Source organism: Streptomyces sp. NPDC054849, from assembly GCF_053610945.1.
The window spans coordinates 1-23,162 of record NZ_JBSGZI010000117.1 but is presented as its reverse complement, the minus strand read 5'-3'; the positions used below and the strand labels follow the sequence as shown (position 1 = coordinate 23,162).

General features: G+C 68.7%; 26 protein-coding genes, 1 tRNA gene and 8 pseudogenes. 27 read left to right on the top strand and 8 right to left on the bottom strand.

The window, feature by feature from the left end; genetic code table 11:
* Positions 1-326: 326 nt before the first annotated feature.
* A pseudogene (locus ACWGIF_RS33310) lies at positions 327-1,334 on the bottom strand (IS110 family transposase); the annotation flags it as partial.
* Positions 1,335-1,576: 242 nt separating this feature from the next.
* Here ACWGIF_RS33310 and ACWGIF_RS33305 point away from each other — a divergent pair.
* From ACWGIF_RS33305 to ACWGIF_RS33295, 3 genes and pseudogenes are all read left to right on the top strand, one after another.
* A pseudogene (locus tag ACWGIF_RS33305) lies at positions 1,577-1,966 on the top strand (IS5 family transposase); the annotation flags it as partial.
* Between the two features lie 139 nt (positions 1,967-2,105).
* The gene (locus tag ACWGIF_RS33300; RefSeq protein ID WP_453503101.1) at positions 2,106-2,306 is read left to right on the top strand and encodes a hypothetical protein; all 201 of its coding nucleotides are present in this window, start codon (positions 2,106-2,108) and stop codon (positions 2,304-2,306) included.
* Between the two features lie 102 nt (positions 2,307-2,408).
* A tRNA-Met gene (locus ACWGIF_RS33295) sits at positions 2,409-2,482 on the top strand.
* A gap of 244 nt (positions 2,483-2,726) precedes the next feature.
* Here ACWGIF_RS33295 and ACWGIF_RS33290 read toward each other — a convergent pair.
* The 3 genes and pseudogenes from ACWGIF_RS33290 to ACWGIF_RS33280 all read right to left on the bottom strand — a co-directional run.
* Complete coding sequence (locus ACWGIF_RS33290; RefSeq protein ID WP_453503099.1) at positions 2,727-2,951, bottom strand: hypothetical protein; 225 nt, start codon at positions 2,949-2,951, stop codon at positions 2,727-2,729.
* A gap of 29 nt (positions 2,952-2,980) precedes the next feature.
* The gene (locus tag ACWGIF_RS33285) at positions 2,981-3,229 is read right to left on the bottom strand and encodes a hypothetical protein (RefSeq protein WP_453503098.1); all 249 of its coding nucleotides are present in this window, start codon (positions 3,227-3,229) and stop codon (positions 2,981-2,983) included.
* Positions 3,230-3,444: 215 nt separating this feature from the next.
* Positions 3,445-3,930 (bottom strand): annotated as a pseudogene (locus ACWGIF_RS33280) (cysteine desulfurase family protein); the annotation flags it as partial.
* A gap of 230 nt (positions 3,931-4,160) precedes the next feature.
* Between ACWGIF_RS33280 and ACWGIF_RS33275 the strand changes: the two are divergent.
* From ACWGIF_RS33275 to ACWGIF_RS33235, 9 genes and pseudogenes are all read left to right on the top strand, one after another.
* Positions 4,161-4,436: a hypothetical protein gene (locus ACWGIF_RS33275; RefSeq protein WP_453503096.1), complete on the top strand. Its 276-nt coding sequence runs from the start codon at positions 4,161-4,163 to the stop codon at positions 4,434-4,436.
* Positions 4,437-4,527: 91 nt separating this feature from the next.
* Positions 4,528-5,506, top strand: a pseudogene (locus ACWGIF_RS33270) (YihY/virulence factor BrkB family protein).
* Positions 5,507-5,513: 7 nt separating this feature from the next.
* Positions 5,514-6,095, top strand: a complete 582-nt coding sequence (locus ACWGIF_RS33265) for a phosphatase PAP2 family protein (protein ID WP_453503094.1) — start codon at positions 5,514-5,516, stop codon at positions 6,093-6,095.
* A gap of 87 nt (positions 6,096-6,182) precedes the next feature.
* On the top strand, positions 6,183-6,377 hold the full coding sequence (locus tag ACWGIF_RS33260) for a YegP family protein (RefSeq protein WP_453503093.1): 195 nt from the start codon (positions 6,183-6,185) through the stop codon (positions 6,375-6,377).
* A gap of 96 nt (positions 6,378-6,473) precedes the next feature.
* Positions 6,474-6,896 (top strand): phage holin family protein, encoded by a 423-nt coding sequence (locus ACWGIF_RS33255; protein ID WP_453503091.1) that lies wholly within the window; start codon positions 6,474-6,476, stop codon positions 6,894-6,896.
* Positions 6,893-7,270 (top strand): DUF3618 domain-containing protein, encoded by a 378-nt coding sequence (locus tag ACWGIF_RS33250; RefSeq protein ID WP_453503090.1) that lies wholly within the window; start codon positions 6,893-6,895, stop codon positions 7,268-7,270. Before ACWGIF_RS33255 ends, ACWGIF_RS33250 begins: the two co-directional genes overlap by 4 nt.
* On the top strand, positions 7,267-7,533 hold the full coding sequence (locus ACWGIF_RS33245) for a DUF4235 domain-containing protein (RefSeq protein ID WP_453503089.1): 267 nt from the start codon (positions 7,267-7,269) through the stop codon (positions 7,531-7,533). The genes ACWGIF_RS33250 and ACWGIF_RS33245 overlap by 4 nt, the downstream gene beginning before the upstream one ends.
* A 58-nt stretch (positions 7,534-7,591) precedes the next feature.
* Positions 7,592-7,906, top strand: coding sequence for a hypothetical protein (locus ACWGIF_RS33240; protein WP_453503087.1), 315 nt, complete (start codon positions 7,592-7,594; stop codon positions 7,904-7,906).
* 121 nt (positions 7,907-8,027) lie between these two features.
* Positions 8,028-8,525, top strand: a complete 498-nt coding sequence (locus tag ACWGIF_RS33235; protein WP_453503085.1) for a hypothetical protein — start codon at positions 8,028-8,030, stop codon at positions 8,523-8,525.
* Between the two features lie 473 nt (positions 8,526-8,998).
* On the opposite strand, the pseudogene ACWGIF_RS33230 reads toward ACWGIF_RS33235, so the two are convergent.
* Positions 8,999-9,466 (bottom strand): annotated as a pseudogene (locus tag ACWGIF_RS33230) (ZIP family metal transporter); the annotation flags it as partial.
* 168 nt (positions 9,467-9,634) lie between these two features.
* Here ACWGIF_RS33230 and ACWGIF_RS33225 point away from each other — a divergent pair.
* The 10 genes and pseudogenes from ACWGIF_RS33225 to ACWGIF_RS33180 form a co-directional block, all read left to right on the top strand.
* A pseudogene (locus ACWGIF_RS33225) lies at positions 9,635-9,895 on the top strand (STAS domain-containing protein); the annotation flags it as partial.
* Between the two features lie 22 nt (positions 9,896-9,917).
* Complete coding sequence (locus tag ACWGIF_RS33220; protein WP_453503083.1) at positions 9,918-10,523, top strand: magnesium and cobalt transport protein CorA; 606 nt, start codon at positions 9,918-9,920, stop codon at positions 10,521-10,523.
* 229 nt (positions 10,524-10,752) lie between these two features.
* Positions 10,753-11,649 (top strand): MEDS domain-containing protein, encoded by an 897-nt coding sequence (locus ACWGIF_RS33215; protein ID WP_453503082.1) that lies wholly within the window; start codon positions 10,753-10,755, stop codon positions 11,647-11,649.
* A complete protein-coding gene (locus ACWGIF_RS33210; RefSeq protein WP_453503080.1) occupies positions 11,646-12,626 on the top strand; it encodes an anti-sigma factor RsbA family regulatory protein in 981 nt (326 codons plus the stop codon). The genes ACWGIF_RS33215 and ACWGIF_RS33210 overlap by 4 nt, the downstream gene beginning before the upstream one ends.
* A 241-nt stretch (positions 12,627-12,867) precedes the next feature.
* On the top strand, positions 12,868-13,041 hold the full coding sequence (locus ACWGIF_RS33205) for a hypothetical protein (RefSeq protein ID WP_453503079.1): 174 nt from the start codon (positions 12,868-12,870) through the stop codon (positions 13,039-13,041).
* A 641-nt stretch (positions 13,042-13,682) separates the two neighbouring features.
* Entirely contained in the window at positions 13,683-14,597 is a 915-nt protein-coding gene (locus ACWGIF_RS33200) for an SDR family NAD(P)-dependent oxidoreductase (RefSeq protein ID WP_453503078.1), read from the top strand.
* On the top strand, positions 14,594-15,595 hold the full coding sequence (locus ACWGIF_RS33195) for a 3-oxoacyl-ACP synthase III family protein (protein ID WP_453503077.1): 1,002 nt from the start codon (positions 14,594-14,596) through the stop codon (positions 15,593-15,595). The genes ACWGIF_RS33200 and ACWGIF_RS33195 overlap by 4 nt, the downstream gene beginning before the upstream one ends.
* 321 nt (positions 15,596-15,916) lie before the next feature.
* Entirely contained in the window at positions 15,917-16,219 is a 303-nt protein-coding gene (locus ACWGIF_RS33190) for an acyl carrier protein (RefSeq protein WP_453503075.1), read from the top strand.
* A 33-nt stretch (positions 16,220-16,252) separates the two neighbouring features.
* The gene (locus ACWGIF_RS33185; protein WP_453503074.1) at positions 16,253-17,479 is read left to right on the top strand and encodes a beta-ketoacyl-[acyl-carrier-protein] synthase family protein; all 1,227 of its coding nucleotides are present in this window, start codon (positions 16,253-16,255) and stop codon (positions 17,477-17,479) included.
* A gap of 443 nt (positions 17,480-17,922) precedes the next feature.
* Positions 17,923-18,423: a transposase family protein gene (locus ACWGIF_RS33180; RefSeq protein WP_453503072.1), complete on the top strand. Its 501-nt coding sequence runs from the start codon at positions 17,923-17,925 to the stop codon at positions 18,421-18,423.
* A 163-nt stretch (positions 18,424-18,586) separates the two neighbouring features.
* Here the strand turns inward: ACWGIF_RS33180 and ACWGIF_RS33175 are convergent, their stop codons facing one another.
* A complete protein-coding gene (locus ACWGIF_RS33175) occupies positions 18,587-19,180 on the bottom strand; it encodes a TetR family transcriptional regulator (RefSeq protein WP_453503070.1) in 594 nt (197 codons plus the stop codon).
* 112 nt (positions 19,181-19,292) lie between these two features.
* Between ACWGIF_RS33175 and ACWGIF_RS33170 the strand changes: the two genes are divergently transcribed.
* From ACWGIF_RS33170 to ACWGIF_RS33160, 3 genes are all read left to right on the top strand, one after another.
* Positions 19,293-19,523: a hypothetical protein gene (locus ACWGIF_RS33170; RefSeq protein ID WP_453503068.1), complete on the top strand. Its 231-nt coding sequence runs from the start codon at positions 19,293-19,295 to the stop codon at positions 19,521-19,523.
* Between the two features lie 264 nt (positions 19,524-19,787).
* Complete coding sequence (locus tag ACWGIF_RS33165; protein ID WP_453503067.1) at positions 19,788-20,501, top strand: SDR family NAD(P)-dependent oxidoreductase; 714 nt, start codon at positions 19,788-19,790, stop codon at positions 20,499-20,501.
* Between the two features lie 50 nt (positions 20,502-20,551).
* Positions 20,552-20,725, top strand: coding sequence for a hypothetical protein (locus tag ACWGIF_RS33160; protein ID WP_453503066.1), 174 nt, complete (start codon positions 20,552-20,554; stop codon positions 20,723-20,725).
* 140 nt (positions 20,726-20,865) lie between these two features.
* Here ACWGIF_RS33160 and ACWGIF_RS33155 read toward each other — a convergent pair.
* Positions 20,866-20,982: pseudogene (locus ACWGIF_RS33155) on the bottom strand (hypothetical protein); the annotation flags it as partial.
* 574 nt (positions 20,983-21,556) lie between these two features.
* Here ACWGIF_RS33155 and ACWGIF_RS33150 point away from each other — a divergent pair.
* Positions 21,557-21,970 (top strand): hypothetical protein, encoded by a 414-nt coding sequence (locus ACWGIF_RS33150; protein WP_453503064.1) that lies wholly within the window; start codon positions 21,557-21,559, stop codon positions 21,968-21,970.
* Between the two features lie 150 nt (positions 21,971-22,120).
* On the top strand, positions 22,121-22,330 hold the full coding sequence (locus ACWGIF_RS33145; protein WP_453503063.1) for a hypothetical protein: 210 nt from the start codon (positions 22,121-22,123) through the stop codon (positions 22,328-22,330).
* Positions 22,331-22,480: 150 nt separating this feature from the next.
* Here ACWGIF_RS33145 and ACWGIF_RS33140 read toward each other — a convergent pair.
* Positions 22,481-23,062, bottom strand: a pseudogene (locus ACWGIF_RS33140) (fatty acid desaturase family protein); the annotation flags it as partial.
* Positions 23,063-23,162: the final 100 nt, after the last annotated feature.

The window sequence follows — 23,162 nt, the reverse complement described above, 5'->3', positions numbered from 1 at the left end:
AGGATGATCCGGCACCGAAGAGCCCACGCCTGCGGCGTGGAACGACGCCGCACCCACCCCTCGAGCGCAGCCCGTTCCTCACCGGACAGGATCAAATCGGCCTTCGGCCGCCCAGTACGTGCCACAGACCAAGCTTATACATCTGAACCGAATTCCTGACTCAGAAGACTAGGGTCTGTCGTCAAAGTGATCTTGCGTGTGGATCATGGAGGGGTGATACGCCGCCATGAACTGTCCGACGCTGAATGGGAACTCGTGCAGCCGCTGCTGCCCACGCCCGCGCTGGGGCGACCACGGCTGGACGACCGGACGGTCCTGAACGGGACGAGCTGTTTGTTGCCTCGGCGGGAGGGATGTTCGCCGCGGATGGAGGATCCGGAGTTCCGGGTCACGGGCGCGAGGCCGGCGTAGGCGGCGAGGTGGCCGGAGGTGGCGAAGCCGCTGCCGTCGCCGACGTCGATGAGGATGCGGGCCGCGGTCCTGATCCCGATGCCGGGCATCGAGATCAGGACCTGGGAAAGAGGGTGGGCCTCCAGGAGTTCCTCGATCCGGGCGGCGAGGAGTTTTCGCTGGTCAAGAACGGACTGGAGCGAGCCGGCGAGGCTGGGGACGATCAGGGCGGCAGCATCGGTTCCGGGAACCACGACGGTCTGTTCGTCGAGTGCGGTGAAGATGTCCTCGAGCAGCCGCTCGGCCATCCGCGGCGCCTTGGGACGTATCAAGGTCACGAGGCGACGGCGTCCGGCTTTGCGGATCTGAGCCGGGGAGCCGAACTGGTCCAGCAACTTGAGCACGGCCGGGTGCTGGATCCGCGGGCCCAAGACCCGTTCCAGGGGTGGGTGGATCTGGGTGAGCAGGCCGCGGAGCCGGTTGGCGATCCGGGTGGACTCGCCCGCGAGATCGTCGTCGAAGCCGGCGATCATCGCGAGCTCGGCAACGGTCTCGTCCGCGGGATCGATCGTCCTCAGGGTGTGGGGTATCGCTCGGGCGGCGTCCGCGATGATGAACGCGTCGCGGGCGTGGGTTTTCGCCTCGCCGGGGTAGAGATCGGCGATCCGTCGCATCGTGAGTCCGGGCAGGTAGGCGACCTGGCATCCCGCGTCCCGGGCGACCGCCAGCGGCAGGGCCCCGATGGAAGCCGGCTGGTCGACGACCAGCAGTACCGTTCCGTGCTTGGCCCGGAGCCTGTCGAACAGCTCCCGCAGCTTCGGTTCGCTGTTGGGCAGCGGCTTGTCGAACACCTTCTTCCCCGCCCGGTTCACGGCGGTGGCGTGATGATCGCCCTTGCCGACGTCCAGGCCCAGGTAGACGTCGATGCCAGTCTCGTCCGACATGCCCTTCGCTCCCGTGCTCGCGTTCTCCCCGGCCTCACCTGCGGCATCAGCGTGCCGGCATCCACGTTACGAAGAGACTGCCCAAAGGGCGCTCCTGCCTCTAATCAGCGGTCTGCCAATGCCTCCGGCACCCGGCGACACCACCTTTTCGATCATCTCGACTGGGGGCTCAAGTCATACTGGGGCCGAAGGCCGGGAGCCTCATTGCAAGGCCACGAAGAAGGTAACGGGGGCTCCGCAGCCCGGCGCTCGGCCGGTCCCGGGGCGGCCTGACCAGCAAGATCCACCTTGCCTGCGACGGGGCCGGCCGCCCGCTCGCATTCGTGCTGACCGGCGGAAACACCAACGACTGCACCCAGTTCACCGCTCTGATGGAGGCGATACGGGTACCCCGCCCCGGTCCGGGCCGGCCGCGCATCAGGCCCGACCACGTCATCGGCGACAAGGGCTACAGCTCGAAGGCGATCCGCACCTGGCTGCGGCGCCGCGGCATCGCCCACACCATTCCCGAACGGGCCGACCAGATCGCCAACCGGGCCCGGCGGGGCCGCCTTGGCGGCCGCCCGCCGGCCTTCGACAAGCAGGTCTACAAGCGCCGCAACGTCGTGGAGCGGTGCTTCAACCGGCTCAAAGCGAGCAGCGAGATGCGATGAGCGGATGGCTGGGAATTTGAGTCTCGACGGGCTCCGTCGCATCGCTCGTCGGCGTCGCGTCCACCGGCGTCGCAACCATGGCCGATCAAGGGAGCCCAGGGCAGAGGCCCAAGATCGGATGCAGTGGGTTGGTCTGGTTGCAGTCAGCCTGCCGGGGCTCGCCGCACTGGGCGCCCTGCTGTTCACGTGGATGCAGGTAGGACAGGCCAGCAAGGAACTGCGGAGCTCAAAGCACGGACAGATCACCAGCCGGTTCAATGCGGCAGTCGGCAATCTGGGATCGCAATCCCGGGACATCCGCTTGGGCGGCATCTACTAGAGCCACTGCCTCGCGAAGTAGATCTGGTGGGGCCGAAGCGACGCTGCCCAGGAGGTATTCGGTCAGGAGTGCGGGGTGAGTGGCGTAGAGTGGTTCTACCGACGCGGGGTGGAGCAGTTCGGTAGCTCGCTGGGCTCATAATCCAGAGGTCGCAGGTTCAAATCCTGTCCCCGCTACTAACGCACCGGCCCCCTCGACCATCAGGTCGAGGGGGCCGGTCGCATTCATGGGCTGCCTGCAGCTACGGCGCCGCGGCCGCTGCGGTCACCGGGTGGTGCCGCCGTCAACCTTCGGACCTCATTCTGAAACGATCAGTCAGACGGCGGGGGCCCATATCCGTCAGCGGTTGCTTTCATGATTCGTCAGTACGAGGGCCGGTCGCCCCAACCCTATGACCCGCGACTTCAAGTTGGCGGAGGCTCAGTGCACCGTACTACCCGGCGGCGGTGCGCACCGGAGGCAGCCCCGGTGCGGGTGGGCATCGAGTTCCTGGCACAGGGCGACGGCCATCTGCTGCTCCAGGATGTCGGCGATGTCCTGGAGCGGCTCGGTGAGAATCTGGGCGGTGACGCGGATGACGGCGCCGGCGACGCCCTCGGCCGCGGCGGGGCCGGACTGCTCGTGCCAGCACCGCAGAGTGCCCACGGTCTTCTCGGATGGGTGCGGAAATCCGGTCAGGAGCCGGCGAAGAGAATCTCGCTGCCGATGATCCCGGCCAGCACGGCGACGACGACCACGGCGACCGCCCGCCACCCCGACATCCAACGGAAAAGCCGATCCGCCCGTTCCGCCCGGTCCGTCTGGCGGACGATGCGCGACTCCGCCCGCGGGTCCGGCGCCCAGTCGGCCGGGCGCCGCTCTTGCAGGAGGGACCGAAGCCCGGCGACTTCGAGGTCCAGGGCCGACAGCTCCCTGTCGTCCACGCAGGAGGACGCGCCGGCCGTCGGATCGGTAGGCGTACACGACGGTCTCGGGTACGACCGGCGCGGGCCTGGACACGGTGCGGATGTCGTGAATACCGTCCCAGGGGAGCCGGCGCACGTAGCACCAGGTGCCTGCGGCGATGCCCTGCTGGTCGACGGTGGTGAAGCTGCGCGACCTGGTGGGCGGCTGCGCCGAAGCCGTCGATCGCGGGGACGTTGAGGGTGCCAGCTCGCAGGCCCCGTTCCTGGCCGCCTCCGGTCTGTTGGGCGGCGAAGAAAGTTCCGCCGCGCACGTAGAGGGCGCCGATGCCCTTGGGCCCGTAGAGCTTGTGGGCGGAGAGGGAGGCGAGGTCGACGCCGAGGTCGTCGGCGTCGAAGAGGCCGTATCCGGCGCTTTGGGCGGCGTCGGTGTGCAGGAGGATCCCGCGGTGGGCGGTGAGCTGGGAGATGGCGGCGATGCGCTGCAGGGTGCCGATCTCGTTGTTGGCGTGCACGACGGAGACGAGGACGGAGGCCGGGGTGAGTGCGGCGGCGATGTCGCTGGGATGGACGCGTCCGTGCTGGTCGACGGCAACGTGGGTGCAGGTGTAGCCGTGGTGGTCGACGAGGCGCTGGACGGCGGCGAGGACGGCTTTGTGCTCGATCGCGGTGGTGACGATGTGGCCGCCGTGCGGCCGCTTGGCGAGTGCTCCGCCGACGATGGCGAGGTGGTTGGCCTCGGTAATGCCGATCCCGAATTCTCCTCAGAGCCACTCTTCGCCCCAGTTGGTTCACGGAAGAACCAACTGGGGAACGTGGGGAGCGAGTGCGGGCGTGACGTGGCTGCTCTTCGACGGGTGTCAGAGCTGTGGGGGATGATCGGGCCATGCTTCAAGCGAGAGACGAGCACGGTCGTCAGGTGAGGAATCCGGGGCCCACGGCCTTGAGTCGGATGGTGGCGAACCTCGGCCGGGGCAACGCCTTCGTGATCGTCGAGCGAGTCGACGATGAGGCGGCCGGTGATTGGTATGTGCAGGTGTGGCTGAGGGATGACAACACCTATCAGCTGGAGTTCCGTGACGGGACGGCGGCAGAGCACTACCAGACCCGGACGATCTCCCAGGAAAAGGTGATCGTCGCCCTGAGCGGCTGGGCCAAGGGGCGCCCGGATTGGAAGGACGCCTTCATGTGGAACAACATCAGCGCCTCGTTCGGAAACGCCGGCTGACCCTGCCGCCGCCTGGGGCCGACAAGGTCAGTGACGTGCGGTCGCTGAGCATGGTGACGACCGCGATCCCACGGCTGGCCGGCCCCGCAGCGTGGGTCCCGACGACCAAGTCGAGGAGCGGGCTCCGGGGCGGCCCTCGCAGATGCCGAAGCGATCGTGGATGGCGGTGCTGCGCGGCACGCTGAAGGAGTTCAAGGACGACGAGCTCACCGACCGGGCCTCAGGGCTGGACTACTACGGGGTGCTGGCTCTCTTCCCCGCCCTCCTGGTGCTCGTGTCCCTGCTCGGCATCGCAGGCGAGTCGGCCACCAAGCAGGTCCTGGACAACCTACAGAAGCTGACACCCGGCTCTGCGCGCGATGTCATCAGCAACGCGGTCCAGCAGCTCCAGGGCAACGCAGGCATCGGATCCCTCCTGGCCCTCGTGGGCTTGGCCGTCGCGATCTGGTCCGCCTCCGGCTACGTCGCCGCGTTCATCCGCACCTCCAACGCCGTCTACGACATGCCCGAGGGCCGCCCGGTGTGGAAGGTCCTGCCGCTCCGCCTGGCGTTGACGATCACACGGTTGATCCTGGCCGTTGCCAGTGCACTGATCGTGGTCTTCACCGGCAGCCTCGCCCAGCAGGCCGGCGCCGCCCTCGGCATCGGTGACACGGCGATGACGGTGTGGTCGATCGCGAAGTGGCCGGTCCTGGTCCTGCTCGTCACGACCATGATCGCGATCCTGTACTGGGCAGCGCCGAACGCCAAGGGCCGCGGCTTCAAGTGGATCACCCCCGGCAGCTTCCTGGCACTGGTGATCTGGATGATCGCCCCGGCCGGCTTCGCGTTCTACGTCGCGAACTTCGGCTCCTACAACAAGACGTACGGCACCCTCGCCGGCGTCATCATCTTCCTCGTGTGGCTGTGGATCACCAACCTGGCCATCCTCCTGGGCCTGGAGTTCGACGCCGAGATGGCCCGCCAGCGCGCCATTGCCGGCGGCCACCCCGAAGATGAGGAGCCAGCCCTACGTTGAACCACGGAACACGCGGAAGTGGAGCGAAGAAGACCGCCGCCGTGTGAAATGAGCAGCGCGTGGAACAGCTGCGGACGGGAAAGCGGCCAAGCATGGGAATCCTGGCCGAGATCCACAACGATGATCATGCACTGGCCCGACGGATGGCTGCCTGGGACTCGGCGTGGGCTCGCCGGCTCCTTCCGCCGGTCGAGGAAGCAGCCGAGCACACGAAGCTGTGGTGGGCGGCAGCCCTGGTCATGTCTACCGGGGGCGGATGGAGGGGCCGGAAGGCCGCGGCCGCCGGTATCGGGAGCATGGCGGTGGCGGAGCTGCTGTCCAATGGGGTCGCGAAACAGCTCGTGGAGCGGCGTCGGCCGCCGAAGGAGTGGATCCCGCACGACGACGTCGAGGACCGGCCCGACAGCTCCTCCTTCCCCTCCGGGCACACCGCCGCCGCCGTCGCCTTCACCGCCGCAGTCGCGCCTTCCTGGCCTTGGGTGGGTGCAGCCTGCGCGGTACCGACGGTGATGGTGGCGATCGAGCGGGTCCACAGCGGCGCGCACTACCCCTCCGACGTCGCCGCCGGCGCAGCCATCGGCCTGACCGCAGCCGCGCTCGTCCGGGCAACGCCCCGCCTGCTCATCCGCGCCTGGAGATGACCCGACTCGCAGGCGGGTGACCGGCTGCTCGCGGGGTAGGCGCGCCGTGACACCAGCGTGCACATTTCAAACAGGGAGGGGTCTGCCATGGCGGCTCGTTTCGAGGTCCGGCACCAGACCGGTAAGGGCTATCACTTCGTTCTGATCGCAACGAACGGGCAGGTCATCGCGACCAGCGAGCACTACGAGAGCCACCGGTCCTGCCTGGACGGCATCGACTCCGTCAAACGCAACGCCGACGCCCCCATCCAGGACACCACCGGTGCCAATTCGGGCCGCTGATCGGCGCGGCGCTGCACAGGCGACACGAATGGCGGCCATCGTGCAGCCATCGCGCCATAACGCACCGAGCATGCGGAGAAGGAAGGTGAAGAGTAGATGAGCGCCGTTGGACGGCACCCGAACCACGGCAGTCCCGAGGAATCGGTGGGCGACCTCGTATCGCGCGCGTCGCAGCAGATTTCGGAGCTGGTCCGTGAAGAGATGCAGCTGGCCCGGGCGGAGATGACGCAGAAGGGCAAACGCTTCGGGGTGGGCGGCGGCCTGTTCGGCGGGGCCGGCCTGGTCGGCATCCTCGCCGCGCAGGCGCTGCTCGGCGCCGTGATCGCAGCCCTCGCCCTGCTCCTCCTGCCGGTCTGGGCGTCGGCTCTGATCATCGCCGCCCTGCTGGCGGCCGTCGCGGCAGTGATGGCCGCTGCCGGGAAGAAGCAGGTCGCCAAGGCCGGCACCCCCGCGCCCGAGCAGGCCATCGACAGCGTCAAGGCCGACGTGGCCGAGATCAAGGAGGCAGCACACCGATGAGCACCCCCTCCCAGGGCGACAAGGACTCCGGACCCACTACCGAGGAACTGCGCGAGCAGGTCGAGCACACCCGCGAGGAACTCGGACAGACCGTGGAGGCGCTGGCGGCCAAGGCCGACGTCAAGGCGCAGGCCAAGGAGAAGGCGGCCGAGATCAAGGAGCAGGCCGCCGAGAAGGCCACCCTGGTGACCGATCAGCTCCGGGAGAAGGCGGCGCACGCCGCTCAATTGGTCAAGGACAAGACCCCGGAGCCGGTCCGCGAAAAGGCCGAGTCGGCCGCGACCATGGCGGAGGCCAACCGCACCCCGCTGATCGCCGCGGCCGTCGCGTTCGTCGTCTTCCTGCTCCTGCGCCGCAGCCGGAGGTGCCGATGAAGGCATCCAAGATCGCCTACAAGCCGGTCGGCCTGGCGCTCGGTGCCGCGAGCGGCATGATCGCCGGCGCGGCGTTCAAGCAGGCGTGGAAGATGATCGGCCACGAAGATGATGCCCCCGACGCCACCGACGAGCACCGCACCTGGCAGGAAGTCCTCATCGCCGCAGCCCTGCAAGGCGCGATCTTCGCGGTCGTCAAGGCCGCCGTCGACCGGGCCGGTGCCGCCACCACCCGGCGTCTGACCGGCACTTGGCCCGGCTGAACCGACCAAAGGCGGCGCCCGCCTCGCCCTGAGGACCGGCGCCGCCAGAGCAGAAATCATGGAGGAAGTCGTGGCCGCGCACCCCGGGCTGCACACCCTCGCAGCCGCCGCCCTCACCGCCGCCGTGCTCCTCGCCCGCTGGTGGGCAACCCGCGCGGTTCGCGACGCACACGGTGCCAGCGCCGCCAAAGCACCCTGGCGACGCGCAGCGCCCTCACCGGCCAGCGAGGAGTCTGCCCCCGACCGCGCGGCCGGGCTGCATGCCTCGTTCCGGGATCCGGCCCTGAGGGAAACCGACGCTCACCTTGAGCAGTACTGGAACAAGCTCACGTCCCTGTACCCGCACCGCGACGGCGAGCGCCGGCACAAGTAGAAACCGGGCCTCACCGTGCAGTCGTCCGTTATCGAGTCCCGCTGGCTGGCAGTGCGTCACCCTGCTCGTGCGGTCATCCGCAGGGCGGGTATCCGTCGCTGCTCGGGGCACACGAGACCTCATGCACGGACAACACGCGCGTCCCTCGAGCACTCTGTTCGGCCCGGTTCCCACCGCCACGACATCGTCGCAAAGCGGCGCCAAGCACTCACGCCGCGGCCGGATTACCGGCCGCCTGCGCCGCCGGATCCTCGCATACCGGGCAATCGAGTTTCTGTCCACACATGTCCCGGACCACTCCGGGCCCGGCGAGGAGTGCCTGCTCCTCGTCCATGTCCGCCAGGTCGTCGGCCAGGTCCACTATCGGATCTGCACCGGCTGCGCCCAGGGTGTCATCACCGGCATCGCTATCGACGAACGCTTCCACAGCACCGGGCTGGGCACCCGGGCGCTTTCGCACCTGCGGTCCCGCCACCCGGGCCTCGCCTGGCGCAGCACGCTGAGCATGCGCACCACACGTGATCTGCTGCGCCGAATGCGCATTCCCACGATCACCGCTGTTCCGCCCTGCCCCCACGCACACCGGCCGCTGTCTGACCCGACACTCGCCAGCAGCTGACAATGGGCCGATCAGCAGTCACATCTCGCGGTAGGAGATGCGCCCCCTCGCGCCGGCCCTACCCGCAAAGATGACCTCCGGCAGACCAAACGCGGAATTCTACAGTGATCGGTGTGCGTGATGACCAACGGCTCCTCGAGGAGATGCGCCGTGTGCTGGCCCAGGCAGGGTTCGACGAACCAAACGCCGCGGGCGGCCTGAGCCTGCAGGTGAAGGAGAACGAGGGGCGCTGCTGGGATGGCGCTCGAAGGGGATCTTGCGTGCCGTCGCCCACGTTCACGGTCACCAGGAAGATCTGCGTACGGCACTGCCCGGCCTGCACCAGGCCCTGGACAGTGCCCTGTCGGGCGATCCTGGAAGCGGCCGGCTTCCGGACCAGGGTCGTCGAACCCGGCTGGCTGCTGGTGGCCCGAGCCGACCGAAGCGCAGCGGAGCCCGAGGCCGGCGAGGCCACCTCCCGGCCGCGCTTTCAGGTGAGACAGGGCGAACGCTGACAAGAATCCGACCACGGTGACCAGTCCCGTCAGCAGGTGCACCTTGCTGTATGCCTCGGGAATCATGGTCTCGGCGATCATCGCGAGGATCGCCCCGCCCGCCACGGCCGTGATGACCGCCATCACCTCTTCGGACGCGCCGCCCAGCAGCGCGTACCCAGCCAGTGCAGCCAAGCCACTGATGACGGCGATGCCTCCCCACAGAGCGAACACGTACCTGCGGCTGCGCCCGGCGCTGCGCATCCCGGCGGCGCTGGCGAGGCCCTCGGGGAGGTTGCTGATGAACACCGCCCCTACCGTCGCCACCCCCAGCTGCCCGCCGCCCAGCAGGCTGGTGCCGATGACGACGGATTCCGGGATCCCGTCCAGCAACGCCCCTAGGGCGATGGCGTTGCCCGAGCCGGGAGACTCGGTCTCGGAGGGCTGCTGCTCCCCGGAGCGTCCCCGGGTGCAAGCGACCGTCCAGCCAACGGTTCAGCTGCCTTCCGGTGCGGCCCCGATCCGGACTACAGCCGGGCGTTCAGCGCGCCTCGTACCGGCTAGGGGGAGCGCCGGGCCAGGAGGGGGCCCGCAGGCCCGGAGCCTTCGGGTGACGGGAGCGAGGAATTGATCAACGTGGACGTCCGGCACTGCGGCAGCTCGGTCTTGGTGAGCGCCGACGGGGAGCTCGACGAGAACGCGGGCGAGCTGCTCCAACAGGCGCTGCGCCACGTCACCGTCAACGAGCGGGACCTTCTAGTGGACCTGCACGGCGTCGCGGCTATGGACGGCGCCGGCCTTTCCCACCTCCTGGACCTGCACCGACGGGCGGAGGGCCTGGGTCTGAGGCTCGTGGTCACTGGCTGGCAGCCCCAGCCGCAGCACAGCATGGCCCAAGTGGCCGGCATCCCGGGGCCACGTGCGCCGACAGCTCCAGGACGATCCCCAACAGCTGGGCTGCGGACCCGCGGCCGTCCTGCATGCCGTGGCGGACATGGTCGTCGACCGCTACGTCGAGGTCGCCGACGCATTCGCCGGCGACGTCGACTCCTTGGAAGCCGAGGTCTTCTCCCCCGACCGTCCGGTAGACGCCGGGCGGATCTATCAGCTCAAGCGCGAGCTCCTCGAATTCAAGCGCGCCGTCATGCCGCTCGCCGGTGCCCTGCAGCGCCTCAGTGAAGGCGCCGTCCCCGGGATCCCGTCGAAGGTCGCCACGTACTTTCGGGACGTGGCCGACCACCACCAGCGGGTCAGCGAACAGATCCTGTCCTTCGACGAACTCGTCTCCGGCATGCTCAGCGCCAGCATCGCCCAGCTCGGCGTCCAGCAGAACGCCGACATGCGCCGCATCAGCGCCTGGGCCTCACTCATCGCCGCCCCCACCATGATCGTCGGCGTCTACGGCATGAACTTTGAGCACATGCCCGAGCTCAGATCTCCCTACGGCTACCCAGCCGTCTGGCTGTTCATGGCGATCGTGTGCACGGTCATCTACCGCGCGCTACGCCGCAACAAGTGGCTATAGGCAGTACCTCTACGAACCCCACCCCGCCCCATCGCCTTGACCGAACCCATAGAGGCGCCCCCCGTCGAACGCACGCACATCTATGTCGGCCGGAGCCAGACGAGGGCAAGCAGGGCACGGCAGGCGACTCCTGGGCGATAAGATTGTTCGGTTTGCGGCCTGGTCCAGGAGGGCGCCAGGCGTGGGCGCGGGGCCCGGTTCATGTGTCGACGGGGAGGAGCGTGAGGCAGTGGTGATCACACAGGACGGCAGGGAGCGGCCGGTCCAGGAGCTGGGGCATGGTGATCATGTGTGCCTGGCGTTCGCCGACGACGCCGAGCAGCGCCGGGTCCTCACGGCATACCTGCATGAAGGGCTTGCCCGCGGGGAGCGTGTGCTGTATTTCGCCGAGCGGCAGGATCCTGCCATGGTGCTGGGATGGCTGCGGCCGGCTGGCGCGGAGGTGGACACCGCTGTAGCGCGGGGTCAGTTGCGGGTGACCACTGCCGACGACAGCTATCTGGCATCGGGCCGTTTCGACGCCGAAACCATGGTCGCCACCTTGCGGCAGGAGGTGACCGACAGTCTCGAGGCCGGTTATACGGGCCTGCGTGTCAGCGGGGAGATGAGCTGGGGCCTGCGCGACGTCCCCGGAGTCGACCAGCTCGCCGAGTACGAGGCGAAGCTCAACACGGTGTTCACCGGCCAGCGCGCGTCGGCGGTCTGCCAGTACGACGCCCGCCTGTTCGCTCCGGATCAGCTGGACGCCTTCGACCGGTGCCACCCCGGCACGGTGGAGGCACAGCCCCTCCACAGCGACGGTGTGCTGCACATCCTGCCTGCGTTCGAGGAAGGTGAACGCGTGCTGCGCATGGCCGGCACCGTGGACTATCGCACCACCGGTGCGCTGGCCACGGCTCTGGAGACGGTTCTGGGATGGTCAGGGGATGTGCGCGTGGACATGGGCGCGCTGGAGTTCATCGACCTGGCGGGTCTGCGGGCCCTGGCGCACACCGCCGGGCAGCTGACACGGGGCCGGCATCTGCGGGTGACAGGGCTGGCGCCGATGCTGTGCCACGTGATCAGCGTGGCAGGTTTCGACCAGCAGGACGCCTTGGTCGTCATCCCCTCGGAGGTCCGGGCATGAACACTGTGATCGACATGCACGGCAAGCAGCCCGGTCAGGCTCCGCGCCTGGTGCACCAAGGCCTGGTCTACGGATCGGATGAGGCCTTCCTCACCGCCACCGTCCCGTTCTGCCTGGACGGTCTGGAACAGGACGAGGCGGTCCTGGCCGTCACCACACCGGCCAACATCGACCTGCTGCGTCAACAGCTGGGCAGCGCCGCCAAGAGTGTGGAGTTCATCGGGGCCGACGACTGGTACCAGGCACCGGGACGGACCCTGGCCGCCTATTACCGCTACGTCGACGAGCGGACCGCAAGCGGCCGTCACCAGCAGGTACGGGTGATCGGTGAACCGGTCTGGCACGGCCGGGACGTGCTGGAGACCGACGAGTGGACCCGGTACGAGTCGGTCATCAATGTCGCGTTCGCCGACTGCCCGGCCTGGATCGTGTGCCCCTACGACACCCGTGCCCTGCCCGAGACCGTGGTGGCCGACGCCCGGCGCACCCATCCGCAGCTGGTGACCGGCCCCGCCGCCGAGTCCAGCAGTCACTACGCCGATCCTCTGGGCGGTACCTGGGGTCGGGAGCTGTCACCGGCTCCCGCGGACGGAAAGGCCGTGATGCGCTTCGACGCCGACCTGACCGCTGTGCGGTCCTTCGTGAACGGCACGGCCCTGTCGCTGGGGATGTCCCGGGACGCGGCGGACCGTCTGGTCTTCGCCGCCAACGAGGTGGCCACCAATGCCATTCAGCACGGTGGCGGCGCCGGGGAGATCACCGTGTGGCGTACCAGGCACAAGGTCATCTGCGACGTCAAGGATCTCGGCGGTGCCGGTGGTCCTGCCGAGGCCGGCTGGGTCCTGGGCTACCTGCCACCGGACCCCAAGCGGCCGCACGGCCACGGTCTGTGGACCGTCCGGCAGCTGTGCGACCTGGCGGAGGTACACACCGGCGACCGGGGCACCACCGTCCGCCTGCACCTGAACCTCGTCTGAACCCTCTCTCCCGCCCGGGGCCGGGCTCGTGGCGAAAGCCCGGCCCTCCGCCGGCACCGGTGCCCCGCGGAGCGGGCCCGCCGCCCGAAGATTTGGATCAGCCGCGCGTAGGCCGAATGCGCGTTGACGTCTTGGGTGTCGCCGCGGAGGGTATGCCGAACGGATCCGGCAGCGTGCGGCTGGATCTGCGGGGGGATGAGGGAACCGGGCATGAGCCGTCCCTGCCCCAGGACAGGAGGGGATGGACAGGGACCAGCCCGGCCTGCGCTTCATGCGGGCAGGGAGTCTCGGCTGCTCGGGCGGTTTCGACCTCAGCCGCCGACGGGGCCGGTGGTGTGCAAGCGGCGACCACATCCACCCCAACGAGGCCGGCTACCAGCGCATGGCCCAAGCCATCCCCCTCACCAGACTCTGACAAGCAACGCCGGACCCGGTCGCAGCCACGAGCATGCTGCACCGTCAGGGGTGCGGTGATCCGGCCCTGTCGCTTACGGGGGCACCGTCGTCCGGGGCCGCTGGGCGGGGGAAGAAGAGGTCTTCGAGCGCGTCTGCAGCAAAGAGGAAGGCCATCATCACGACCGGTAGAAGCAGGCCAAACAGGATCACAGAACCTCCCAGCAGGTCGGTCTGCGGGCTTCGCGGCCCGGCTCTCAGGATGGGGCCGAATGGCGGAACGCGCACGGTGACCCCGCCCGGCCACTGCCGGGGGCCGCGCTCGATGTGCCGGAGCACGCCTTCGGCTGGGTCGGACACGTGCAGCTACCGGACGGCCGGCCAGCGACATCGACAAGGCCGCGGCCGCGGCCGCCATCGAGGACGCGTATGACCGGCTGCCCGGGGCGGTCGGGGTCGAATCCGGCGGCAGCGGTGCGGAAATCCGGGTCTACGAGCGGCCCTCCGCCGCCCGGCACCACCGGCTCAGCTTGCCGCCGGGTTCGAGGCGATGGAGACGGCCCGGACGAATAGGGGCCGCATCCACGTGCTGTCTGGTTCGTTGATCACGGGGTGCGGTGGCGTACAGGGCGCACGGCCGTCAAGTATTTGAAAGCAGGCGTGATGGCTTTGACGGACACCTCGCCTGACGGCGGCGCGGGGCGCAGTGTGGTGCTCACGGGGGCCACGGGCGGTATCGGTGCTGCGACGGTGTTGCGGTTGGCCGGCTCGGGCTGGGACGTGATCGCTACCGCGCGAAGCCAGGAGAAGGCGGATGTTCTGGTCGCGGCTGCCGCCCGGCGGGGGCTCGAGCTTCGGACCGTGGTGCTGGATGTGGCGGACCCCCTCTCCTGCCAGGAGGCGATGGCCCGGGTCGAGGAGATGACGGGAGGCGGTGCGTGGGCGGTGGTGAACAACGCCGGTGTGCCGCAGGCCGGCTGTGTGGAGGATGTGCATGATGAACAGGCGCGTCATCTGCTGGAAGTGAACCTTCTGGGTGCCATGCGGATCTGTCGGCTCGCACTGCCGGCAATGCGCCGTCGGGGCGGCGGGCGGATCGTGAACGTGTCCTCCGGCTTGGGGCGGGTGCCGTGGCCGTTGGGCGGCTGGTACAGCGCAAGCAAGCACGCACTGAGTGCGATCACCCACTGCCTGCGGGTGGAGACGGCACACGCCGGGGTGCGGGTGTCCTTGGTCGAGCCCGGAGCTTTCGCTACCGCGATGCTGGAGAGGGCGGTCGCCGACCTCACCGGCGCCGACCACCGGAGTGGCGGGGCCGGCTATGTCCGCTCGCGTGAGCTGTTCAGCCTCGTCAACCAGCGCGTCCCCGGGCCCGAACCGGTGGCCAAGGTTATCGACACCGCCTTGTCCGCTCGGCGCCCCAGGGCCCGTTACACCGTCGGCCTCGACGCCCGCTTTCTCATCCCGCTCCACACCATGACACCGCTGTGGCTCTCCGACCGGGTCAAACACGCCGTTACCGGCCTGCCCCGCACGGCGCAAGGCTCGGCCGCCGCGTCCCTGGAGGTGACGGCATGAGCACCTACAGCCAGATCACGCAGGTCGCCGTCCACCTGCCCCCCGGACGGCAGACATCCACGGTGATCGAGGACCGGCTGCGCGCGCACAACCCGGCCCTGAGCATTCCCCCAGGACTGCTGCGCCGGATGTACGGGCTCCAGGAGCGTGTCGTCGCTGACGAGGGCGTCCTGCCCTCCGACCTCGCCTCCCAGGCCGCCCTGAAGGCCCTGGCTCAGGCCGGGCTGGAACCCGGCGACGTCGATCTGCTGCTGTTCGCCTCCGTCAGCGCCGACGTCCAAGAGCCCGCCAACGCTCATGTGGTGGCCGCGAAAACAGGTTTGAGCTGTCCGGTCTTCGACATTGGCAACGCCTGTAACAGTGTCCTGAACGCACTCGAAGTCGCCGATGCCCTCATCCGCTGCGACCGCTATCGGCGAGTCCTGGTGGCCTGCGGAGAAACCTTGAGTCGGCTCAGCCGCTGGTCCATGGCCGACCCGAAGGAGATGCGGACCGCGTTGGCCTCCATGACCGGCGGAGACATGGGCGCGGCCCTCCTGGTCGAAGCCAGTACGGAACCCGGAATCATCGCCAGCACCTTCATGGCGAACTCCACGGGCTGGCCCGCCGCGACCCTGTTCAACCCCTACCAGGCTTCCAACCGGCCCCAGGGCCTGGACATCAACTCCGAGCAGCTCCTGGCCTCCTTCCTCGGTATGGACGCCCGAGCAGCCCAGTGGCTGAAGGAGCACGACACCGATCCCGGCGAACTCAGCCTCGTCTGCCTCCACCAGCCCTCCGTCCCGTTCGTTCGCGCCATCTCCGAACGCCTCGGCGTCCGGCTCGACACGGTCGTGCAGACATTCCCCCGCACGGGCAACATGGCCGCCGCCACCCTGCCCCTGCAACTCGCTCTCGCAGGCGAACAAGACCGCCTGCACGACGGCATGAAGATCGCCCTGTTCGGGCTGGCCAGCGGTGCCAGCGGCGGCGTGATGCTGATCAACTGGACAGTCTAGGAGGAAAGCCGTCTGAGCCTGGCCTCACGACCTTCCCCGCCGCCGCGCCGGCTCGTCCAAGAGGGCGCTGAGCCAGGCGTCGAGCGCGAGGGCCAGTTCACGGGCCCTGCCCCCGTCCGGAGCGTCGCCGCCGCCTGGGCACCGGTCGGCCCGGGGACGCTTGAGGTGAACGCCGCCCGAAACAGGTCCGCTGCACTGCCCTCAGCCGGCCGCCGCCACCGGACGCCCTCGAGGCCGGTCGCCGCCACCGGACGCCCTCGAGCTGCCCGCAACGGCGAGGGCAACTCCTACAGATGCCGAACATTCGAGAAAGGAAGTCCCATGCCTGATCAAACCTACACAGAATCCGACAACAGTCGAATTTTTTCTCTCATCAGCGAACAGGCGGGTGTCCCCATCAACCGACTTCGACCCGAAAACACCTTCGCCGAGTTGGGACTGGATTCCATCGCTCTTATTGAACTCATGGTGACGCTCGAAAATGCCGAAGGAGTACAGCTTCCCGATGAGCTGTTCGGCGTCACACCATCAACCTCATTGGCCCAGGCGAGCCGCACCATCACGGATGCACTGAAGGCGGCAAGTCCCCAGCCGACCACCACAAAGCGTCCACGCCAAGCCTGACAAAAAGCGTCATGCACAGCCTGGAGGGTTGCCTTGCGCACTGAAGACATCGCTGTCACCGGCTTGGGACTGGTGACTCCAGCTGGGCTGGATGCCGAAACCGTATGGAATACCTTGGGCGCCGGCCGGTCGCTGGCAGCCGCCGACCATGTCCTGACAGGCCTTCCGGTCTCCTTCTCCTGTCGCGTCGACGAGTTGGACGCCGACAGCGAACTCGGCCGACAGCAAGCACGACGCACCGACCGCTTCACTCACATGGCTGTGGCCGCGGCCCGACGGGCCGCGGCCGATGCCGGGCTGGACCCGTCCTGCTGGCGCGGTGAACGCGTCGGCATCATTCTCGGTGTGGGCAGCAACAGCCTGGACACCTACACCAGGGAGTTCTCTCATCTGGCCGCAGGGCGACCAACGGCCGTCTCCCCGGTGGCCGTGCCCCGGAGCGTGCCCAACGCCGTCGCCGCGGAGGTCGCGCGGGACCTGGGCGCGAGAGGGCCGAGTTTCACCGTCTCCAGTGCCTGCGCTTCCGGAGCGACAGCCCTGGGCGTGGCCCGCGATCTGCTGTCGGCCAATACCGTCGACGTCGTCCTGGCGGGAGGCAGCGAATCGGCCCGGTCCCCGATGACTGCCACCTGCTTTGCCCAGATGCGTGCCTTGTCTCGCCGAACACAGAGCCCTGAGTGCGCCTCGCGCCCGTTCGACATCGAGCGCGACGGCTTCGTACTCGGCGAAGGGGCAGGCATCCTGGTACTGGAACGCGCTGGCCCGGCGCGACGCCGCGGGGCCACCATCCGCGCCCTGTTGCGGGGCTATGCAGCAACATCGGATGCCTACAGCTCCACCGCTCCCCGCCCTGACGGCATCAGCGCCGAACAAGCGGTCCGATCGGCCCTGGCGGACGCCGGCTGCACCTTGAAAGACATCGGGCACATCAGCGCGCACGGCACCTCCACACCTGTCGGAGACGCAGCAGAGGCGCAGTTGCTCCGCCGGCTGTACGACGCTGCTACGCCCCCAGTCACAGCGATCAAAAGCGTCCTGGGGCACGCCTTGGGAGCAGCGGCCGCTATTGAGGCGGCCGTGACTGTGCTGTCGTTGGAACGCCAGGCAGTTCCGCCCACAGCCAACCTTGTGGAACAGGACCCGGGCCGGGACATCGACATCGTCACCGGACGCCCGCGCAGTGTGCCGATAAACCTCGCAATGTCTACCTCATTCGGATTCGGCGGGCACAACGCTGTCTTGATCTTTAGCACCCCCTGAACTGTCGCGAGGGAACTGTCAACGGGAATTGCTGGGCAGCTCATGCACGGTGGCGGGCTCGCCGCGGGTGATCTTCGCGCCCTGGACGGACTTCTCCAGCATGGCCATGAGATCAACGACCTCAACCGAGGCAGACGCCGTCTCCTGACGAGCTCGTGCATGGTTGGCGGTGCGACGCTGGATCGTGATGCCTGACCATGTACGGGTGGTGGGGAACGGGACTCGTGCAGCGATCGTCAGCGATCAGAGGGTCACAGGGCTTTCAGCCGTCGTGATCGCCGAACTTGTCGCCGAGGTAGTCCGTTACGGCACCAGCGGCACCAGGCGAGACTGGAGTCCAGGCCGCGAAAGCGGGCTGTCGGCGCCGGCGCGAAGCACAAGCTGGCCTTCATCGACGGCTCCTGGCCACGCTCGTCCACCTTCGCCACGCAACCACTCACGACGTGCTGGCCTGCTGGTTCGGCGTCGATCGCTCCACGATCACCCGGGCGATCGGCGAGGTGCGGCCATTCCTGGCTGAGCGCGGCTGCACCATCGCCCCAGGCGTCCGGCTCCGCACCCTCGCCGAGGTCATCGACCACCTCGGAGCCAGCGGACAGACCGGGATCATCGACGGCACCGAAATCCGCGCCGGGCGGCCCGCCGCGGAACGCAAGGACCGAGACACGTTCATCTCCGGCAAGAACAAACAGAACGCCGTCAAATCGATGGTCCTCACCGACGCCGCCGGCAGACTCCTGTTCTGCAGTCCCGCCCAGCCCGCAAGCTGTGCCGACATTACCCACACCCGGCAGTTAGGCCTGGTCAAGCAACTGGCCAACGGCCCCTTTGTGGAGATCCTCGCCGACGCCGACTACCAGGGCCTGGGGGCCCCGACCGGCGGGCGCGTCGTGACACCGCCTCACCGCTTCAGGCCGCAGGGCGGGCGGCGGCGAGTTCGTTGATGTCGGCCGTCTCCAGCACGCCACGCCGGGAGCCGTGGCGGGTGGCCCGGAGCATGGCCTGGCCCAGTTTCAGACTCGTGCACCTATGAAACAGCGGGGCTGGGCAGGCGGGCGTCGATCCGCTGCCGCGGAGGCCGTCGCGCCGCAGCCGGCGGAGTCGGGCTCAGGTGGCGAGGCGCCGCACCAGGTTGACGAGAGCTTCGCGCTGGGCGTCCTCGCCCGCGTTGGCGGCGGCAGGGACCAGCATGCGGGCGAGCTGGGGCATGGTGAACCAGGATGCGACCAGCGAGATGACTGCATGCACCAGCTGGCCCGGGGGGATGTTCTGGGTCAGGGTGCCGGCCTCCTGAGCCTTGGCCAGGGCGGCCACCTTTTCGATGTAGTGCTCGGTGCGCTCTGCCTCGGCCACCACGGGGCCCCGGCTCTGCAGGCCCTCCCAAGCCAGCAGGCGTACGAAGTGCGGGTGCTGGCGGTGGTAGTCGAAGAGCCGGCCCGCGTAGTCGCCGAGGTCGGCGCCCTGGTCGATGCCCTGGTCAGCGGTCAGCGGAACGGCGGCCGCGATCTTTCGCAGCTCGGACTCCAGTACCGCGCCGAACAGCTTCTCCTTGTTGCCGAAATACTGATAGATCCGCTCCTTGTTGACGCCCGCCCGGGTGGCGACCCGGGCGACGCGGGCCCCTTCGAGGCCGTGCTCGGCGAATTCGTCGACCGCGGCGTCGAGCAGGAGCTGTTTGGTGCGCGCTGTGTCCCAAACCATGCTCCGATGCTACCCCACTTCCAACCGTACGGTTGGATAATGGCGCATCCGTATGCCAGACTCCAACTAGATGGTTGGAGATTACGGATCCAGCCGCGAACAGGAGGCGCACATGTCCACGAACACTGCTATCGCTGCCCCGTCCGTCCACCGCCGCGCGCTGATCACGTGGCTGGCCGTCTACCCGACCATCACCGTCGCCCTCGGCCTGCTCGGTTCGGTCCTCGGTGGCCTGGCGCTGCCGCTGCAGACTCTGATCCTCACCGCGATCGTCGTCCCCCTGGCCGTCTACGTCATCGTCCCGGCACTGATGAAGGCCAACGCCCGCCTCACCCGCCGCTGACCGGCGACCTACCGCCGCACCGTGCCGACACCCGCGCCGGTGAGTCCCGGGATGCACCCCACCGGCATCTGCGAAAAACTCACCACCACCGTCACCATCTGCCTGCTGGTCGAGGCTGCCATCACGCCTGTACCGGAGCACCCCGCAGACCGGAGGGCCGGCGCCCCTGACCCGGCACCCGTCAAGGAACGTCACGGACCAGCGGATGCAGAACAGCTGCCACCCGCCGCTGAAGCCATTCCCCACCGGCAGGAGATCACGACCATGGCACTGATTCTGGTGACCGGAGCCTCCAGCGGGCTCGGACGCGGTACGGCGAACGCGCTGGCCGACGATGGACACGAGGTAGTCGTCCACGTCCGCAACCCGGCCCGCCTAGCCGACGCCGGGGGCGCCACCCGATGGAAGGGCGTCGTCACCGGTGACCTCGCCGATATCGGTGAGATCACCGGAGTCGCCCGGCAGGCCGGCACGTACGGACGGTTCGACGCGGTCGTCCACAACGCCGGCGTCATGAACCAGCCGCAACAGGCCACGGTCAACGTTGTCGCGCCCTACCTGCTCACTGCCCTGATGGACAAGCCGGGCCGGTTGATCTACCTCAGCAGCTCCATGCACCGCACCGGCTCCACCGACCTGCGTCGGCTGGCCACGGGCGACGCCTCCTACGACGACACCAAGCTGTGGGTCACCGCCCTCGCGCTGGCGCTCGCGTTCCGGTGGAGGGGCACCTCCAGCCAGGCGGTCGATCCGGGATGGGTACCCACCCGGATGGGCGGCCCCGGCGCCCCCGACGACCTGGCCGCCGGGTGGCGCACCCAGACCTGGCTGGCCACCGCCCCCGACGTGACCCCGGCCACCGGCGGGTACTGGTACCACCAGCAGACGCAGTCCTCTGCCCCCGCTGCGCAGGACCAGGACTTCCAGGCCTGCCTGATCAGCGCCCTGGAGGCCCGGACCGGCACCCGGCTGGACTGAGGCCATGACCGCAGGATCGGCCGCTGCGGTACCTGCTCGCGTGCCCGCCGGTGGACCTGCCGGCCGACGCGATGGAGTGGGGGTGGTCGGATCCGCGCGTACGCGAACACCTCATCGACGCCCTCGCCCGGCACCTGACGTACGGGCGGCCCGCCGACGGGGACGACATCTCCCGCGACCTGGTGCTAGCGGAGATGATCGCGGGCGACCGCAAGTACCCCTGACCGAGCCGCTGAACGAAGGTCACCGGCCGGGCGGGTTTCGGGTCGTACGCGCCGGGCTGGACGCCGAGCTCGTGAGTGGAGTACTCGCCGAACCGGTTGATGTGCTTGGTCAAGTACGGCGAGATGTGGGCCAGGTCCTCCGGGTCGATCTCCCACCCCTCGTCCAGCAGCTCCCGCACGATCTCCGCGGAGTCCAGGGCGTTGTGGAAGATCACCGCGTTCGTGAGCAGAGCGCTGAACGTCATCGCCTGCTCGATCGGGTCGCTGTCGGCGATGACGCCGCGGTTGCCGAAGCCGATCCAGTGCGAGAAAAGTCCGCTGCGCCGGCGAAGTCCTCGGCCGCGCCCTCAGACCCACCGACCTCCTCGAATTCCTCCGGCGAGCAGGCCTCGACTCCGACACCGTCCGCCTGGACGACCCGCCGGTCATCGAATGGCGCGGCGGCGGGCCTGCCGTCTGGAGCCCGGACCCAGGCGAGCACTGAGCGCAGCAGCGCGGGGCCGTCACCCTCAGTGCCTCTTCCGATCCCCTGCCGTCGCTCGCCCCTGCTGCCCGAGTGGAGACGCGATGGGGGCAGAGGGGAGCACCGGGTGTACGAAGTGACCGGTTGATGCTTCTTTTTGATGTTTGGGGAGGGCTGCTTCACGCGTTGGTGTGGAGCAGCGCGAGCAGCACCGTTTCGTCACCCAGGGTATCTGCTTGCCTTCATGCAGTGACTCCGGTCGATGGTTTCCCTGCCCTGTCCATCGGCCGGCGGCACGCCATCCGTATCGCTCTCCCCGGCCGACGCTGGCTCAGCAGCGTGTTCGTGGCCGAGAAAGAAGCAGACACATGCGAATTTCTGCCTCCCGTTCCAGCCGAGTCGTCGCGCTCGCCCTCGGCGCTGTGACGTCACTGGCCGTTCTGTCCGGCACTGCCGCGGCCGCCGGCATGGACGCCCCGTACGCCCGCGCCGCCGCGAAGGTCAGCGGCGCCGCTTCGCTCCTCGGATCCAAGAACGTCGACGCCGTCACCCGGGGAACCGGCACCAACCAGGCGGGCGTGTACTGCGTCAGGGTCTCGGACTCCAACATCGACCTGACCAGCGCGGCGATCCTCGCGACGCTCAACAACAGCCGGGGCGAAATCACCGCCATCGGCGGACCCCACGGCTACTGCGGCAACGCCACCGACATCATCACGATCGTCACGAGCGACAGCAGCGGCAACTCCGCGGACAGGCCGTTCACCGTCGCCGTGCTCTGACCTCGCCCCACTCGGCGAGGTCCGTGTCGCGCCGGCCACGACCGGCCGGGGAACGGTCACGGTGACCGTTCCCCGAACGCACGCGCAAAGTCCCCTCTTGGACTGCCGGCACTTGACCCTGATACAGGGTTCGAAAGGGTTCTGAGCGCGATGGCGTATGACAGCAGGCCCGGCACGCCCGGCGGCGGCCAGGGCAGCCCGGTGCACGTGACGCTCCCCCGGCGCGATCCCGAACCCGCCCCCGGCTGTCCGGAGGGCGCGGGCGCTGCGATGCGGCGGGCCGGGGACATGTCCGGGGTGTCCGACTGCAACGTGGACGTCCGCAGCCACCCGCACGCCCGAGACGGGGGTGCCCGGTGATCGACCGGACGGACATCGGGGGGCGGGTAGCAGCGTTCGCAGTGCGGCCTGTGTCCCTCGCGCCCGGTCCGACCCGCGTCGGCCGCTGGGCCCCTGGCTCCGGCCGGTGTCCCGCCGACCAGCTGGCCTCCCGCGTGCCAGCTGGTGGCGTCAGATGGTCCGCGGCCTTCTCAAGGGGGCTCCCGCCGCGTGGAGAGTGGCGAGGGTCTGCCGGTAGGACTTGGTCAGGCTGGTCTCCAGGTAGCTGACCCCGAGCTCCTGGCAATACCCGCGGACGATGGTCTGAGCCCTGCGCAGGTGCGTGCTGGGCATGCTGGGGAAGAGGTGGTGCTCGATCTGGTAGTTGAGGCCGCCGAGAAGGATGTCGGTCAACCGGCCTCCGCGGACGTTGCGGGAGGTCAGGACCTGGCGCCTCAGGAAGTCGGGCCGCTCGGCGCCCGTCAGGATCGGCATGCCCTTGTGGTTCGGGGCGAAGATCGAGCCGAGGTAGACGCCGAAGGGGCACTGGTGGACGAGGAGGAACACGACCGCCTTGCCGGGCGGCAGCACCAGGAACAACGCGCCGAGGTAGGCGGCGACGTGCGCAACGAGCAGGGCCCCTTCCCACATGCGGTGCTTGAGCGAGCGGTCGAACAGCGACTGCACCCCGGATACGTGCAGGTTGAACCCTTCCAGCGTGAGCAGCGGGAAGAACAGGAACGCCTGCGAGCGGCCGAGCAGGCGCGGCAGCCCCCTAGTAGGACTCCGTTAGGTTGTTCTTGATCTTGGGGTGGTGTGTGTCGTTTCCGGCAGGGGTCGCTGGCAGGTTGTGCAGATGCCGGTCCAGCACCTC

Bases quoted from the DNA above. Each gene is read 5' to 3' on its own strand.
- ACWGIF_RS33275 (WP_453503096.1), top strand. From the start codon at position 4,161: ATGGTGGCGAACCTCGGCCGGGGCAACGCCTTCGTGATCGTCGAGCGA.
- ACWGIF_RS33195 (WP_453503077.1), top strand. From the start codon at position 14,594: ATGAGCACCTACAGCCAGATCACGCAGGTCGCCGTCCACCTGCCCCCC.
- ACWGIF_RS33255 (WP_453503091.1), top strand. From the start codon at position 6,474: ATGAGCGCCGTTGGACGGCACCCGAACCACGGCAGTCCCGAGGAATCG.
- ACWGIF_RS33165 (WP_453503067.1), top strand. From the start codon at position 19,788: ATGGCACTGATTCTGGTGACCGGAGCCTCCAGCGGGCTCGGACGCGGT.
- ACWGIF_RS33145 (WP_453503063.1), top strand. From the start codon at position 22,121: ATGGCGTATGACAGCAGGCCCGGCACGCCCGGCGGCGGCCAGGGCAGC.
- ACWGIF_RS33260 (WP_453503093.1), top strand. From the start codon at position 6,183: ATGGCGGCTCGTTTCGAGGTCCGGCACCAGACCGGTAAGGGCTATCAC.
- ACWGIF_RS33300 (WP_453503101.1), top strand. From the start codon at position 2,106: ATGCAGTGGGTTGGTCTGGTTGCAGTCAGCCTGCCGGGGCTCGCCGCA.
- ACWGIF_RS33240 (WP_453503087.1), top strand. From the start codon at position 7,592: ATGGAGGAAGTCGTGGCCGCGCACCCCGGGCTGCACACCCTCGCAGCC.
- ACWGIF_RS33245 (WP_453503089.1), top strand. From the start codon at position 7,267: ATGAAGGCATCCAAGATCGCCTACAAGCCGGTCGGCCTGGCGCTCGGT.
- ACWGIF_RS33210 (WP_453503080.1), top strand. From the start codon at position 11,646: ATGAACACTGTGATCGACATGCACGGCAAGCAGCCCGGTCAGGCTCCG.
- ACWGIF_RS33200 (WP_453503078.1), top strand. From the start codon at position 13,683: ATGGCTTTGACGGACACCTCGCCTGACGGCGGCGCGGGGCGCAGTGTG.
- ACWGIF_RS33175 (WP_453503070.1), bottom strand. From the start codon at position 19,180: ATGGTTTGGGACACAGCGCGCACCAAACAGCTCCTGCTCGACGCCGCG.
- ACWGIF_RS33190 (WP_453503075.1), top strand. From the start codon at position 15,917: ATGCCTGATCAAACCTACACAGAATCCGACAACAGTCGAATTTTTTCT.
- ACWGIF_RS33150 (WP_453503064.1), top strand. From the start codon at position 21,557: ATGCGAATTTCTGCCTCCCGTTCCAGCCGAGTCGTCGCGCTCGCCCTC.
- ACWGIF_RS33235 (WP_453503085.1), top strand. From the start codon at position 8,028: ATGCACGGACAACACGCGCGTCCCTCGAGCACTCTGTTCGGCCCGGTT.
- ACWGIF_RS33205 (WP_453503079.1), top strand. From the start codon at position 12,868: ATGGACAGGGACCAGCCCGGCCTGCGCTTCATGCGGGCAGGGAGTCTC.
- ACWGIF_RS33170 (WP_453503068.1), top strand. From the start codon at position 19,293: ATGTCCACGAACACTGCTATCGCTGCCCCGTCCGTCCACCGCCGCGCG.
- ACWGIF_RS33250 (WP_453503090.1), top strand. From the start codon at position 6,893: ATGAGCACCCCCTCCCAGGGCGACAAGGACTCCGGACCCACTACCGAG.